Origin of the sequence: uncultured Amnibacterium sp. (genome assembly GCF_964244015.1) — a bacterium.
GTDB lineage: Bacteria > Actinomycetota > Actinomycetes > Actinomycetales > Microbacteriaceae > Amnibacterium.
On record NZ_CAXTHO010000007.1, the window covers coordinates 30,214 to 42,927 of the forward strand.

17 protein-coding genes are annotated in these 12,714 nt (G+C 71.2%); 8 read left to right on the forward strand and 9 right to left on the reverse strand.

The window, feature by feature from the left end; translation table 11 throughout:
* From ACFE67_RS01795 to ACFE67_RS01805, 3 genes are all read right to left on the reverse strand, one after another.
* Positions 1-633 (reverse strand): cytochrome c biogenesis CcdA family protein (locus ACFE67_RS01795; protein ID WP_375405156.1); only part of this gene is annotated, 633 nt, incomplete at its 3' end.
* Positions 630-1,205 carry a TlpA family protein disulfide reductase gene (locus tag ACFE67_RS01800; RefSeq protein WP_375405157.1) on the reverse strand — a complete coding sequence of 192 codons (576 nt, stop codon included), beginning with the start codon at positions 1,203-1,205 and terminating at the stop codon, positions 630-632. The genes ACFE67_RS01800 and ACFE67_RS01795, both read right to left, overlap by 4 nt.
* Positions 1,202-1,831 (reverse strand): histidine phosphatase family protein, encoded by a 630-nt coding sequence (locus tag ACFE67_RS01805; RefSeq protein ID WP_375405158.1) that lies wholly within the window; start codon positions 1,829-1,831, stop codon positions 1,202-1,204. Before ACFE67_RS01805 ends, ACFE67_RS01800 begins: the two co-directional genes overlap by 4 nt.
* A 139-nt stretch (positions 1,832-1,970) precedes the next feature.
* Between ACFE67_RS01805 and aspS the strand changes: the two genes are divergently transcribed.
* Together aspS and ACFE67_RS01815 are read left to right on the forward strand one after the other, a co-directional pair.
* Complete coding sequence (gene aspS, locus ACFE67_RS01810; protein WP_375405159.1) at positions 1,971-3,281, forward strand: aspartate--tRNA(Asn) ligase; 1,311 nt, start codon at positions 1,971-1,973, stop codon at positions 3,279-3,281.
* A 68-nt stretch (positions 3,282-3,349) separates the two neighbouring features.
* On the forward strand, positions 3,350-4,474 hold the full coding sequence (locus ACFE67_RS01815) for an AI-2E family transporter (protein ID WP_375405160.1): 1,125 nt from the start codon (positions 3,350-3,352) through the stop codon (positions 4,472-4,474).
* On the opposite strand, the gene ACFE67_RS01820 is transcribed toward ACFE67_RS01815, so the two are convergent.
* Entirely contained in the window at positions 4,471-4,758 is a 288-nt protein-coding gene (locus ACFE67_RS01820; protein WP_375405161.1) for a glutaredoxin family protein, read from the reverse strand. The two genes, ACFE67_RS01815 and ACFE67_RS01820, sit on opposite strands and share 4 nt — an antisense overlap.
* 74 nt (positions 4,759-4,832) lie before the next feature.
* On the opposite strand from ACFE67_RS01820, the gene ACFE67_RS01825 reads away from it, so the two are divergent.
* Positions 4,833-5,585 carry an HAD family hydrolase gene (locus tag ACFE67_RS01825; protein WP_375405162.1) on the forward strand — a complete coding sequence of 251 codons (753 nt, stop codon included), beginning with the start codon at positions 4,833-4,835 and terminating at the stop codon, positions 5,583-5,585.
* A 42-nt stretch (positions 5,586-5,627) separates the two neighbouring features.
* On the opposite strand, the gene ACFE67_RS01830 is transcribed toward ACFE67_RS01825, so the two are convergent.
* The 3 genes from ACFE67_RS01830 to ACFE67_RS01840 form a co-directional block, all read right to left on the reverse strand.
* Positions 5,628-5,726, reverse strand: coding sequence for a 30S ribosomal protein bS22 (locus ACFE67_RS01830; protein ID WP_003792170.1), 99 nt, complete (start codon positions 5,724-5,726; stop codon positions 5,628-5,630).
* A gap of 103 nt (positions 5,727-5,829) precedes the next feature.
* Positions 5,830-6,030: a helix-turn-helix domain-containing protein gene (locus ACFE67_RS01835; RefSeq protein WP_375405163.1), complete on the reverse strand. Its 201-nt coding sequence runs from the start codon at positions 6,028-6,030 to the stop codon at positions 5,830-5,832.
* A gap of 86 nt (positions 6,031-6,116) precedes the next feature.
* Positions 6,117-6,539 (reverse strand): ArsR/SmtB family transcription factor, encoded by a 423-nt coding sequence (locus ACFE67_RS01840; protein ID WP_375405164.1) that lies wholly within the window; start codon positions 6,537-6,539, stop codon positions 6,117-6,119.
* A gap of 115 nt (positions 6,540-6,654) precedes the next feature.
* Between ACFE67_RS01840 and ACFE67_RS01845 the strand changes: the two genes are divergently transcribed.
* On the forward strand, positions 6,655-6,951 hold the full coding sequence (locus ACFE67_RS01845) for a hypothetical protein (protein ID WP_375405165.1): 297 nt from the start codon (positions 6,655-6,657) through the stop codon (positions 6,949-6,951).
* On the opposite strand, the gene ACFE67_RS01850 is transcribed toward ACFE67_RS01845, so the two are convergent.
* Positions 6,932-7,405 carry a nucleoside deaminase gene (locus ACFE67_RS01850; protein WP_375405166.1) on the reverse strand — a complete coding sequence of 158 codons (474 nt, stop codon included), beginning with the start codon at positions 7,403-7,405 and terminating at the stop codon, positions 6,932-6,934. The genes ACFE67_RS01845 and ACFE67_RS01850 overlap by 20 nt on opposite strands.
* A gap of 34 nt (positions 7,406-7,439) precedes the next feature.
* Between ACFE67_RS01850 and upp the strand changes: the two genes are divergently transcribed.
* From upp to ACFE67_RS01870, 4 genes are all read left to right on the forward strand, one after another.
* Positions 7,440-8,078 carry a uracil phosphoribosyltransferase gene (upp, locus tag ACFE67_RS01855; protein WP_375405167.1) on the forward strand — a complete coding sequence of 213 codons (639 nt, stop codon included), beginning with the start codon at positions 7,440-7,442 and terminating at the stop codon, positions 8,076-8,078.
* A 281-nt stretch (positions 8,079-8,359) separates the two neighbouring features.
* Entirely contained in the window at positions 8,360-9,016 is a 657-nt protein-coding gene (locus ACFE67_RS01860; RefSeq protein WP_375405168.1) for a winged helix-turn-helix domain-containing protein, read from the forward strand.
* 413 nt (positions 9,017-9,429) lie between these two features.
* The gene (locus tag ACFE67_RS01865; RefSeq protein ID WP_375405169.1) at positions 9,430-10,839 is read left to right on the forward strand and encodes a cryptochrome/photolyase family protein; all 1,410 of its coding nucleotides are present in this window, start codon (positions 9,430-9,432) and stop codon (positions 10,837-10,839) included.
* A gap of 158 nt (positions 10,840-10,997) precedes the next feature.
* The gene (locus tag ACFE67_RS01870; RefSeq protein ID WP_375405170.1) at positions 10,998-12,212 is read left to right on the forward strand and encodes an LCP family protein; all 1,215 of its coding nucleotides are present in this window, start codon (positions 10,998-11,000) and stop codon (positions 12,210-12,212) included.
* A gap of 9 nt (positions 12,213-12,221) precedes the next feature.
* Here the strand turns inward: ACFE67_RS01870 and ACFE67_RS01875 are convergent.
* Positions 12,222-12,714, reverse strand: a 493-nt coding sequence (locus tag ACFE67_RS01875; RefSeq protein WP_375405171.1) for a glycosyltransferase family 9 protein, incomplete at its 5' end; no start/stop codon positions are given.

The following is a 12,714-nucleotide window of genomic DNA, read 5'->3' on the forward strand; positions in this document are numbered from 1 at the left end:
GACGACCAGCAGCCCCCCGCCGGCCAGGTTGATGGCCCGGATGTGGCGCCGGAGGACCTGGACGGCGCCCGTCGCCCAGCCGAACCCGAGCGCGAGCAGCACGAACGGCAGCCCGAGCCCGATCGAGTAGCAGACCGCGAGCGCCGCTGCCGTGCCGAGAGAGCCCGTCGACAGCGCCAGGATCTGGATCGTGCCCAGCATCGGGCCGAGGCACGGCGTCCAGCCCACGGCGAACACCGCTCCGAGCAGCGGGGCGCCGATCAGTCCTGCGCGCGGCCGCCACTCCGGAGCCAGGCGGCGCTGCAGCGGGCCGAGGCCACCGACGAAGACGAGGCCGAGCACGATCACGAGCACGCCGGCGCCACGGGTGATCAAGTCCTGGTACTCGATCAGGACGTATCCGGCCGCCCCGAACACGATGGATGTCAGCACGAAGACGAGCGAGAACCCGAGCACGAACAGGGCCGCGCCGAGCACGACCCGGCTCCGCGCCCGATCGCCCGTCCGATCGAGGCCGCCGACGAAGCCGAGGTAGCCGGGCACGAGCGGCAGCACGCACGGGGACGCGAACGAGAGCGCCCCGGCCGCGAGTGCGATCGGGGCCGCGAGCAGCACGGAGTCCGGGACGATCACGCGGCCTTCCCGTCGATGGCGTCCTGGATCAGGGTGCTGAGCACGGACTCGTTCGCGAGGCTGACGACCCGGGCGACGACGCGACCCTGCCGATCGAGCACGAATGTCGAGGGCACCGCCTTCGGGGGCCTGCTCGCCGCGAACGCGAGCTGCACCGACGCGCCCTGCTCCTGGTCGACGATGCTCGGGTAGGTGCTCTTGTAGGTGCGCTCGAAACCCGCGGTCGTGACGCTGTCGTCGGTCACGTTGATCCCGACGAACTGCACGTCCCCCGCGTATTTCGTCGCGAGCGCGTTCAGGGTCGGCGCCTCAGCCCGGCAGGGCGGGCAGCCCGCGAACCAGAAGTTCACGACGACGACCTTGCCGAGGTACTGCTTGGACGAGAAGGTCGAGCCGTCCGAGGTCTTCCCCGAGAAGGTGACCGGCCCGGTCGTGGGCTTCTCCCACTCGGTGACGACACCTTTGCCGGTGAGATAGCCGGAGTCGGGCACCTGCGGTCCCTGCTCCGTACAGCCCGCCAGCAGCAGCACCGCGGCCAGCGCCGGCGCGAGCATGCGCCTCGTGCGGATCACGTCGCGCCCTGATCCGTGGCCGGAATCCCCGCGGCGGGGTCGGCGTAGCCGGTCTCGACGAGGCGACCGTCGCGCACGGCGAAGCTCGTGACGGAGGAGAGCGCGCACCGGCGCCTCCTCGGATCATGCACGAGCGGAGCGCCCTCGACGCTGCGATGCACCATCCAGATCGGCAGCTGGTGGCTAACGATCACGACGTCGTGCTCGTCGTCCCCCGATCGCAGCGCCTCGAGCACGGCCAGGCGCATCCGATCCCGGATCACGGTGAACGCCTCGCCCCAGGAGGGACGGAGGGGGTTGACGAAGAGCAGCCAGTCCCGCGGGCTCAGCAGCGTGGCCCTGCCGACCGGGCGGCCCGCGAACCGGTTGCCGGCCTCGATGACGCGCTCGTCGGGCTCCACCTCGAGCCCGAACGTCTCTGCGATCGGCCGCGCGGACTGCTGGGTGCGGAGCAGCGGGGAGGCGATCAGGCGCGTGACCGGCTTGTCGGCGAGCCACCCGGCGGTCGCCGCGGCCATCGACCTGCCGCGGTCCGAGAGCCGGAACTCCGGAAGTCGCTCGTAGACCACCCCGGCGGGGTTGTGCACCTCACCGTGGCGGACGAGATGCAGGGCTCGAGCGACCACCCCCGCAGTGTAGAGAGCGCAGCGAGGTCCAAGTGCGACAGCCCGTAGAAAAGTGCGCGGCAGGCTTCCGTTTTGAAGGAGATCCTGCGCAGCAATCGCAGGATCTCCTTCAAAACGGACGTCGGTAGGCTCTCGGACCGTGACTGACCGCCTTCTCATCTCCGAGCTCGCCCCCCTCGATGACGGCTCCGTCGCCGTCGCGGGTTGGGTCGAGACGGTCCGGGATCAGAAGAAGGTCCAGTTCCTCGTGCTCCGCGACGAATCGGGAGCGGTGCAGCTGGTACGCCCGAGGCCGGAGGGGGACGACGAGATCTCGCTCGCGATCTCCGGCGTCGCGCTCGGCAGCTTCGTCCGCGTCGCAGGGACGCTGAAGCACGACGAGCGGGTCAAGCTCGGCGGCATCGAGGTGCGCGTCGAGGCGTTCGACGTCGTCGCCGCGAGCGACCCCGAGCAGCCGATCGCGGCCGACTCCTCCATCGACAAGCGGCTCGACCACCGCTTCCTCGACCTGCGCAACCCCCTCAACGCGCTGATCTTCAGGGTGCAGACGACCTTCGAGCACGCGCTGCGCGTGTGGTGGGTCGAGCACGGCTTCATCGAGCTGCACACGCCGAAGCTGATGAACAGCCCGTCGGAGTCGCGCGCCGAGCTGTTCCAGGTCCCGTACTTCGAGACCACCGCGTACCTGTCGCAGAGCCCGCAGCACTTCAAGCAGATGGCGCAGGCCGCCGGATTCGGCAAGATCTTCGAGATCGCGGACGCGTTCCGCGCCGACCCCTCCTTCACCGCCAGGCACGCGACCGAATTCACGAGCATCGACGCGGAGATCAGCTGGATCGACTCCCACGAAGACGTGATGGCGATGCACGAAGCCGTGCTCGTCGCCGGATTCACCGCGGTCGCGGAACAGCACGGCGCGGACATCGAGCGGCTGTTCGGCATACGCGTCGAGGTGCCGACCGTGCCGTTCCCGCGCATCCCCCTCACGGAGGCGATCCGGATCGTCGCGGAGCGCGGCTACGTCGTGGCCCGCACCGACGGCGATCTCGACCCCGAGGGGGAACGCCGGATCTCCGCCTACGTGCTGGAGGAGTTCGGCCACGACTTCGTCTTCGTGACCGACTACGCGACTGGGATCCGGCCCTTCTACCACATGCGGCACGCCGACGACCCGAGCCTCACGAACAGCTACGACCTCGTCTACCGCGGCACCGAGATCTCGACGGGCGCCCAGCGCGAGCACCGGATCGACGTGCTGCTCGAGCAGGTGGAGGACAAGGGCCTCGACCCGGCGGAGCTGGAGTCGTACCTCGAGTTCTTCCGCTACGGCATTCCGCCGCATGGCGGATTCGGCATGGGCCTCGCGCGGGTGCTCATGCTCATGCTGGAGAGGGCGAGCATCCGCGAGACCACGTACCTCTTCCGGGGGCCCAACCGCCTGCTGCCATGAGCAGGCCCCCGGTGTCCGCTCAGGCTGCCTCAACCCTGCACTCAGACGACGCCCAGGATGATGGGTGGATGACCGACGAGCCCGACCTCCTCCCGCCGCGGCGCCGCCTCGCACCACTGTGGACGGACGGCTTCGGCACGCTGGCCACCCGGTGCCTGCAGGTGATCATCGTGCTCGGCCTCGCCACAGTGGTGGTGCTCGGCGGCCTGCAGCTGAAGATCGTGGTCATCTCGGTGCTGCTGGCGCTGATCCTCGCCGCCGCGTTCAGTCCCCTGACCCGGCTGCTGGTGCGCCTCCACCTGCCGAACGTGCTCGCGGCGGTCCTGACGCTGCTGATCGTCGTCGGCGTACTCGGCGGCGTGCTGACCTTCGTCGGCTTCCAGGTGGCGGGGCAGGCGGGGCAGCTCAGCGATGCCATCACCCGGGGCGTGCAGCAGCTGGAGAAGTTCGCCGCGGGCTTCGGGCTCACGATCGACAGCACCCAGGTGCAGAAGGCGATCGACGGCGCCGCCTCCTACCTCACGAGCTCGTCGTTCGGCTCGACGGCCCTGTCCGGACTGTCCGCGGCCGGCAACTTCGCGACCGCGCTCGTGCTGCTCGTCGTCGTGCTGTTCTTCTTCCTCCGGGACGGCCGCATGATCTGGACGTTCCTGATCCGCCCGCTGAGGGGCGAGACCCACGCGCGGGCCGTCCGGATCGGGGACAGCAGCATCCGCGTGCTCGGGGCCTACGTGCGGGGGACTGCGCTCGTCGCGCTGGTGGACGCGATCTTCATCGGCGCGGGGCTGTTCGTCCTGGGCGTCCCGCTGGCGCTCCCGCTCGCCGTCCTGGTCTTCGTCACCGCGTTCATCCCGGTCGTCGGTGCGACGCTCGCGGGCATCGTCGCCGCGCTGGTCGCGCTCGTCTTCAACGACCTGACGACGGCGCTCATCGTGGTCGGCATCGTGGTGGTGGTGAACCAGCTGGAGGGGAACTTCCTGCAGCCCGTGATCATGGGCCGCTCGCTGTCGCTGCACCCGCTCGTGATCCTGCTCGCCCTGACCGCCGGCACGATCGTCGGCGGCATCCTCGGCGCGATCCTGTCCACCCCGACGGCGAGCGTCGTCTGGTCGGCGATCAAGGCGTGGAACCCGTCACCCGAACCGGACGCCATACCCGTCGACCAGGTCGGTGCGTCAGGGCACGGCAGCTAGGACCCGCCCTCGTCGCCGAGGCCGGCGGCGGCCAGCAGATCGAGCCGGAGGCGATCGGCGTCGACGTGCCAGCGGTCGTGCAACGCCGTGCCGATCAGCACGACGGGGATGTCGTCGTGCCAGCGCACGTCGAGGTCCGCGTCGTCGAGGATCGAGCGCTCCACGACCGAGACGGCCACACCGTCCGCCTCCAGCTCGCCGACGACCCGCGCGACGGCCTCGCGGGCCTCGTCGCAGAGGTGGCACCCGGGCTTGCCGATGAGCGTCAGGGAGGGGATCAGCACGCCCTCGAGGCTACGACCCCGCCGGAGACGGCCGTCGTCCGCCGCGAGGAGGCCGCCCGTACACTGGCGAGGCGATGACCGACGACGCCGCGACCCCTGCCCGGACGCTGCCGGTGGCCGCGTTCTTCGACGTCGACAAGACGCTCGTCAACGGTGCGAGCCTGCTGTTCCTCGCCCGTGCCTCGCGGTCGCTCGGCATCGTGACATGGCTGGACCTCGCCAGGTTCGGCTGGAAGTCCCTGTCGTTCCGCAAGCACGGCGAGCGGCTGTCCGTGCTCGACGAGGTGCGCGACCGCGGCATGCAGCTGCTCGCAGGACAGCGCGCCGACCGCGTGCACGCCCTGGCGACGACCGTGGTCAGCGCGATGCGGCCGCGGATCTGGCCCGAGACGCACGCGCTGCTGCGCGCGCACCTCGATGCGGGGCACGAGGTGTACCTCATCACCGCGACGCCCGACTTCCTGGCGCAGGAACTCGCGGCGTCGCTCGGCGCGACCGCAGGCATCGGCAGCGGCCTCGAGATCGTCGACGGCGTCTTCACCGGCCGCTTCACGGCCGGCACCATGCACGGCGCCGAGAAGGGCCGTGCGGCTCAGACGATCATGGAGGAGCGAGGGTTCGCGCCTGCCGACTGCTTCGCCTACAGCGACTCGAGCAACGACCTGCCCCTGCTGAACGTCGTGGGCACGCCGGTGGTGGTCAATCCGGACCACGGTCTCGAGCGGCACGCTCGAGCCGAGGGCTGGCGCGTGCTCGCCCTCGATCCGGCGAGCATCCGCACCGAGCGGAAGCGGGTCAGAGCCGCCTCGCGACCCGCCGCTCACTGACGACCGGCCCGGAGCAGTCGCGGCGACGCGCGCCGCGCCGGCTCACTTCTTGTTGCGGCGCTGGTGACGCGTCTTGCGGAGCAGCTTGCGATGCTTCTTCTTCGCCATGCGCTTGCGGCGCTTCTTGATGACGGAACCCATGTGTTCTCCTGACGTTGCGTGATGCCCCGCGCGGTGGTGGATGGGCGCGGAAGAGCCCCGACAGTCTAGAGCGGCCGGGCCGGACGCTTCGACGTGGTCCTGCTCAGGCCGATCGGGACACGTCGGCGACGTGGTTCGACATCGCGACCTGGACCGCCGACTCCGGCACGCGGAACGAGCGCCCGAACCGGATCGCGGGCAGCTCGCCCGAGTGCACGAGCCGGTACACCGTCATGCGGGACACCCGCATCATGTCGGCAACCTCTGCGACCGTGAGGAAGCGCGCATCGTTCAGACCGGGCACGGATCCCCCTCAAGCCGTCGAACGTCCTCGCCCACCGGGGGACAGACACCACCCTACGTGTCCCCCGAACGCGGGTACAGACCGAATCAGCGGCGCAGTCGGCCGACGATCGTCGCTGCGGTCGAGCCGAGACGCACCGCCGCCGTCCGGGCTCGCGGCGCGAGCGGATGCGTGGGAGCCAGCCGGACGACCTCGTCGAGTCCGTCCGGGACGGACCCCGCCGCGACGACCGGCTTCAGGAACGCGCCGAGCCACTGCGCCACCGGCTCGAGGCTCGCGGACTCCAGCCGGTAGTACCGGTGCTGACCCTGCTCGCGCACGGAGACGACCTGGAACTCGCGCAGCGTCTTCAGGTGTTTCGACACCGTCGGCTGGCTGAGCCCGAGCGCGGCGACCAGCTGGCCCACGCTCACCTCGCCGGTGCCGTCAGGGGCTTCGGCGCTCGCGAGCAGCGCGTTCAGAAGCTCCCGCCTCGTCGGGTCCGCGATGACGTCGAACAGGTCCGGCACGGGAACGAGCGTATGCGGTCCACCTGCCGAGCACGATGCCGTTCGGCGTCTGCATCCACTCCCGAGGCGCGGACCTCGGGCGCCTACACTCGGCGGCCAGCTGGAGGGACCGGACATGAGCGACTCGGAGACGCAGCGCACGATCGCGCAGGCCGTCGGCCGCGTGAGGAACGTCCGGACCGTGCCCCTCGTCCGTCTCGCGCACGAGGACGGCACGGAGCGCGCGGTCGTGATCGTCAGGGTCGGCCTGCCGCCGCTGCTGCCGCTGTCCGATGTGGTCACCGTCATCGCGCACGTGCAGCTCACGGTCGCCAGGCTCGCGCCGCAGGGCGCCGCCGTGCACGTCGAGCCGGACATCGCGGCCGATCAGGCCACTCCGACCGAGGCGATCGTCATCCGCGCTCTGGAGTGACGTCCCGCCGCTCGGCGAAGAAGCTCCGCAGCAGCTCGGCGCTCTCGGCCGAGCGCACCCCGGCGACCACCTCCACCCCGGTGGCCGGCCGCCGGTCACGGACCACGTCCAGCACCGACCCGACCGCACCGGCCTTCTCGTCCCAGGCGCCGAACACGAGCCGGCCGACCTTCGCGGCCAGGAGCGCGCCCGCGCACATCGTGCAGGGCTCGAGGGTCACGACCAGCGTGCAGCCATCGAGCCGCCACCGCCCGCGGGTCGCCGCCGCGTGCCGCAGGGCGACCACCTCCGCGTGCGCCGACGGATCGCCGTCCGCCTCGCGGCGGTTGCGCCCGCGGCCGATGACGGCGCCACCGATGTCGAGCACGACCGCGCCGACCGGGACGTCCCCGTGGGCCGGGGCGCGAGCGGCCTCGGCCAGCGCCAGACCCATCGACTCGTGATCCGCGTCCATCCCCCACTCCCGTCTCCCTCGCTAGCCTTGCAGGATGCGCGTGCATGTCGCCGACCACCCGCTGATCACGCACAAGCTCACCGTGCTGCGGGACCGGACCACGCCGTCCCCGACCTTCCGCGCCCTCGCGGAGGAGCTCGTGACGCTGCTCGCGTACGAGGCGACTCGCTCGGTGCGCACCGAACCCGTCCGGATCGAGACGCCCGTCGGCCCGGCCGACGGCCTCGCGCTCAGCACGCCGGTGCCGCTCGTCGTGCCGATCCTCCGCGCCGGCCTCGGGATGCTCGAGGGCATGGTGAAGCTCGTGCCGACCGCGGAGGTCGGCTTCCTCGGCATGGTGCGCAACGAGGAGACTCTCGAACCGTCGGTCTACGCGGAGCGACTGCCCGCCGATCTCGAGTCCCGGCAGTGCTTCATCCTCGACCCGATGCTCGCGACCGGCGGCAGCCTGCTCGCCGCGATCGACTTCATGTTCGACCGCGGTGCTCGCGACGTGACCGCGATCTGCCTGATCGCGGCACCCGAGGGGCTGGCGGCGATCGAGAAGGGCACGCAGGGCCGCGACGTGACCATCGTGCTCGGCGCGCTCGACGAGCGGCTCAACGAGAAGGGCTACATCGTCCCCGGGCTGGGCGACGCGGGCGACCGTCTCTACGGCACGGTCGGGGACTGAACCGACCGTTTCGGCCGTGGCTGGTTGACACGTCCCTCAGACGCGGTCAGAATGCATCCCATGTCATCCGACCTCCGTTGCACGACCGCCGTTCCGGCCCGTCAGGCACCGCAGACGATGATGTGCGGCTTCACCAGCCGTCGAATGTGTCGCTGACCCTTCGGTAGACGTCCGCCCGGCACTCGCCCGGGCCCCGCGCAGCTCTGCGCGCTCCTCCCGCAGTTTCAGCACCTGGCCGTGTGCTCTTCATGAGCCGGCCGCATTCGAAGGACTCGTACCCCATGTCGCTCGCGACCATCACCTCCCTGCCCACCACCCGCACTGCCACCCAGCCGTCGCTCCGGATCGTCCCCGACGGCAGCGAGGCCCGCGGCTTCGCCCTCTACGTCGGTCTCGACGAGGACAAGGCCCGTGCCGCCGGCGTCGACCTCCCGGCCCTGGTCGAGGCGCTCCGCGCCCTCACCGCCGAGCTCGTGCCGAGCGCGGAGACCTACGCCGCCGTCGCACTCGCACCTGCGGGCCTCGGCGGCCGCGACGTGGACATCGTCCGCCGCGCGCTCGCCGACCGGGTTCCCGCCCAGCCCGCGACCACCAAGAAGCGCCGCACCGGCCTCACGCTCGACCTCGGCCGCAAGAAGCTGCGCATCGACGGCGAGACCGCCGGCCTCACCTACCGCGAGTTCGAGCTGCTGCAGTTCCTCGTCCTCCGGGAGGGCCGCACCGTGACCCGCACCGAGATCATCGATGCGCTCTGGTCCGACGCCGAGCACGAGGTGCCGAACGAGCGCACCATCGACGTGCACGTGCGCCGCCTGCGCGCCAAGCTCGGCGAGTACGGCGAGGTCGTCCGCACCGTGCGCGGCGGCGGCTACCGCTTCGACCGGCACGCCGACGTCGTCATCCGCTACGGCGAGGCCCCGAGCCCCGACCGGTTCTGAACCTATTGCTGCGCCGCCGCTGCTGCGGCGCAGCTGCTTCGCTCGGCGAGGGCGCCTCGACTTCGCGGAGATTCGCCGCCGCTGCTGCGGCGCAGCTGCTTCGCTCGGCCGCTGAGCGGATCCGGGCGGAGGTGGCGAGGCCGGCACAGGGTCGCCCGAGGTGCTCACAGGAAGTCCGGGGGTGCGACACGCCGTCGGCAGTAGCGCCCGTTATCGGACCGTTATATGTTCGTTCCGCGTCGAACGTTTGCTGTGGCGAACGGCGTGTGTGATTGCAGGACACTCTTGGTGCAAGGGAACGAGGGTCGGCCGCCGCCTCTGCGGCCGGCCCTTTCCCATGCCGAGAGGCCGGAAGCGGCCGACGCCCCCGGCCGCTGAGCACCGCTCGCAGCGGGCCTCGATACCGTCGCTCGATGCCCGAGCAGGACTCCCCCGCCGTCGTCTGGCTGCGCGACGACCTTCGCGTGTCGGACAATCCCGCGCTCCGCGAGGCGATCGATTCCGGCCGGCCGGTGCTCCCCGTGTACGTGCTCGACGACTCCGGCGGCGCAGGTCGCCCCCTCGGTGCGGCGAGCCGCTGGTGGCTGCACCACAGCCTCGCAGCGCTCGACGCGTCGCTGCAGAAGCGCGGCTCCCGGCTGGTGCTCCGCCACGGCGACGGTGCGGAGGAGGTCGCGGACGTCATGCGGCGGACCGGAGCCGGGCTGCTCACGATGAACCGCCGCTACGTCCGCGGCGAGCGCGAGCAGGACGATCGGGCCCGCCTCGCGGCGGAGCAGGCGGGCGCCGCGGTCTCGGACCACACCGCGTCGCTGCTGCACGAGCCGGGCGAGGTGCTGAACGGCAGCGGCGACCGGTTCGCCGTGTTCACCCCCTTCTTCCGCGCGCTGTCGGGCGCCGGCACGCCCCGTGACCCGCTGCCGGCTCCTGCCGCGATCGACGGTTGGACGGGCGAGGTGCACAGCGTGGACCTGGCGGACCTCGGGCTGCTCCCGACGAAACCCGACTGGTCCGGCGGCCTGGCCGACACGTGGACGCCAGGCGAGAAGGGCGCGCACCGGCGGGTCGACGAGTTCGTGCAGCATCGACTCGCCGGCTACGCCGCGCACCGCGACGAGCCGGCAGCGGAGGCGAGCTCACGGCTGTCACCGCACCTCAAGTTCGGGGAGATCAGCCCGTACCAGCTGTGGCATCGGGTGCAGGGTGCCGACGCTCCTGCCGACGTGCGGATGAAGTTCCTCACCGAGCTCGGCTGGCGCGACTTCGACTACGACCTGCTCGACACCCACCCCGATCTCGACACCGTCAACGTCCACCGGAACTTCGACGCGTTCCCCTGGGCGGAGGTGGACGACGAGGTGCTGGCGGCCTGGCAGCAGGGCCGGACCGGCATCCCCCTGGTGGACGCCGGGATGCGGCAGCTGTGGGCGACTGGCTGGATGCACAACCGGGTGCGGATGGTCACCGCCTCCTTCTTCATCAAGAACCTCCGCTACGACTGGAGGCTGGGCGAGCAGTGGTTCTGGGACACGCTCGTCGACGCGGACCCCGCGAACAACGCGGCGCAGTGGCAGTGGGTCGCCGGCTCCGGCGCGGACGCCGCCCCCTACTTCCGCGTCTTCAACCCCGTGCTGCAGGCGCAGAAGTTCGACCCGGCCGGCGAGTACATCGCCGAGTGGGTGCCGGAGCTGCGGCCCCTCGACGCGAAGGGGCGCCACGAGCCCTGGAACGCGGCGGCAGCGACCGACTACCCCGCACCGGTCGTCGACCTGAAGCGGTCCCGCCAGGCCGCATTGGACGCCTACCAGCGGATGCGCGACTGACTCCCTGCGTGTCCACGCAGCCCTGCACGCCCGTGCAGGGCGGAGGCTCACCGGTGCGCCTTCCCGATGTGACGAGAACGGGTGCCTACAGTGCCATCGATCCGGTCGCTCTCCCGTGCCTGCGCCCAGGACGAGACGTGTCGTGAGGAGGAGCCCCGTTGCGTGACGACACCCGAGCCGCCGCCCGCCACGCAACCGGTCGCACCCGATCGATCTGGGGCGGTCTCGGCCGCACCCTGCTCGTCATGGTGACGGTGCTGGCGATCAGCTCGGTATCCGTCGCGGCCTACGGCGTGTGGCACCTCGGCGAGCAGTTCAAGGACGGGGCCGTGCCGCTCGGCGACGACAACACGATCCCGAACATCACGGCGTTGAACGGCTCGTTCAACGTGCTGCTCGTCGGCGCCGACAACGCCCCCGGCCAGAAGCGCTTCGGCGCGGCCCGCGAAGGCACCCTGAACGACGTGAACATCGTCATCCACGTCTCCGCGGACCACTCGAAGGCGACCGTCGTCAGTCTGCCCCGCGACCTCGTGATCCCCCACCCGCAGTGCGCGGACCCCCAGACGAACGAGGTGTTCTCGGCGATGGCGGCGCAGCCGCTCAACGTCGCGTACGCCCGCGGCGGGCTGAGCTGCGTGGTCGGCACCGTCGAGAACCTCACCGGCCTGAACATCCCCTACGCCGCACTGTTCTCGTTCGAAGGCACCGTGAAGATGGCGGACGCCGTGGGCGGCGTCCCCGTCTGCGTGAACAGGGCGATCGACGACCCCGACGCCGGCCTCAAGCTGAAGAAGGGCGTCACGGTCGTCACGGGGCGCACCGCGCTCGCCTACCTCCGCAGCCGTCACGGCGTCGGCGACAAGAGCGACCTCTCACGGATCGCGTCGCAGCAGGCGTACATGTCGTCGCTGATGCGGACGATGACCTCCGCCGGCACGCTGTCGAACCCGACGAAGCTCTACGGCTTGGCGAGCAGCGCCGCGGACAGCATCACGCTGTCGGAGTCGCTCGCCGATCCGAACACGATGGTGCAGATGGCGCTCGCCGTGAAGTCGGTCGGGCTGAACCACATGGTGTTCGTGCAGTACCCGACCGCCGCCGACCCGGTCAACCCCAACAAGGTCGTGCCGTCCACCGCGCTGGCGTCCGTGCTGATGCAACGCGTCCAGCAGGACAAGGCGATCGCCCTCGACAAGGACGCGCTGGGGCTCAGCACCACGCTGAAGAACGCGAAGAAGAAGGCCGCGACCGCGACCGCGTCGCCGTCGCCGTCGCCCTCCGCGAGCGCGAGTACCGACGCCGACGTCGTGGCCGGGCTTCGTGGTCAGACCGCGGCGGAGCAGACCTGCTCGCTGGCCGCCGGCAGCTGAACCGGGCCGTCAGGACCCGACCGCCGCGAGCACGCTGTCGACCCCGATGCCGGCCATGCAGCGGGGGGCGTGGTCCTCGGTCAGCGGGCAGCGCGCCGACCACCAGCACTCCTGCTCGGTGATCGCGGTCGGCCTGCGCACGTCGCATCCCGGGTGGCCCTGCAGGTTCACCGCCCCGCTGCCGCGATAGCCGTACCGCTCGCCCAGCGTCGGCCCGAACAGGCCCACGACGGCGAGCCCGGAGGCGGAGGCGAGCCGAACGGGGCCCGTGTCGCCGCCGATGGCCCGCCCGTCCCGCTCGGCGACGGCAGCACAGAGGGCCGCGAGCGCCCGCAGGGCCAGGTCGGGTGCCACGGTCGCACCCGCTTCGGCGAGCACCGCGCGCTGCTCCTCCACCTGGGACACGGCGATCGGCTGCCACCCTCGGCGCAGCAGACCGAGGACGGTGCGACGCCAGTCGGCGAGCGGCCACCGCTTCACCCGCATGCCGGAGTCGGGCATC

Coding starts and splice junctions, on each gene's coding strand:
- ACFE67_RS01815 (WP_375405160.1), top strand. CDS start 3,350: ATGACCGACGAGCCCGACCTCCTCCCGCCGCGGCGCCGCCTCGCACCA.
- ACFE67_RS01825 (WP_375405162.1), top strand. CDS start 4,833: ATGACCGACGACGCCGCGACCCCTGCCCGGACGCTGCCGGTGGCCGCG.
- ACFE67_RS01830 (WP_003792170.1), bottom strand. CDS start 5,726: ATGGGTTCCGTCATCAAGAAGCGCCGCAAGCGCATGGCGAAGAAGAAG.
- ACFE67_RS01845 (WP_375405165.1), top strand. CDS start 6,655: ATGAGCGACTCGGAGACGCAGCGCACGATCGCGCAGGCCGTCGGCCGC.
- ACFE67_RS01850 (WP_375405166.1), bottom strand. CDS start 7,405: ATGGACGCGGATCACGAGTCGATGGGTCTGGCGCTGGCCGAGGCCGCT.
- upp (WP_375405167.1), top strand. CDS start 7,440: ATGCGCGTGCATGTCGCCGACCACCCGCTGATCACGCACAAGCTCACC.
- ACFE67_RS01860 (WP_375405168.1), top strand. CDS start 8,360: ATGTCGCTCGCGACCATCACCTCCCTGCCCACCACCCGCACTGCCACC.
- ACFE67_RS01865 (WP_375405169.1), top strand. CDS start 9,430: ATGCCCGAGCAGGACTCCCCCGCCGTCGTCTGGCTGCGCGACGACCTT.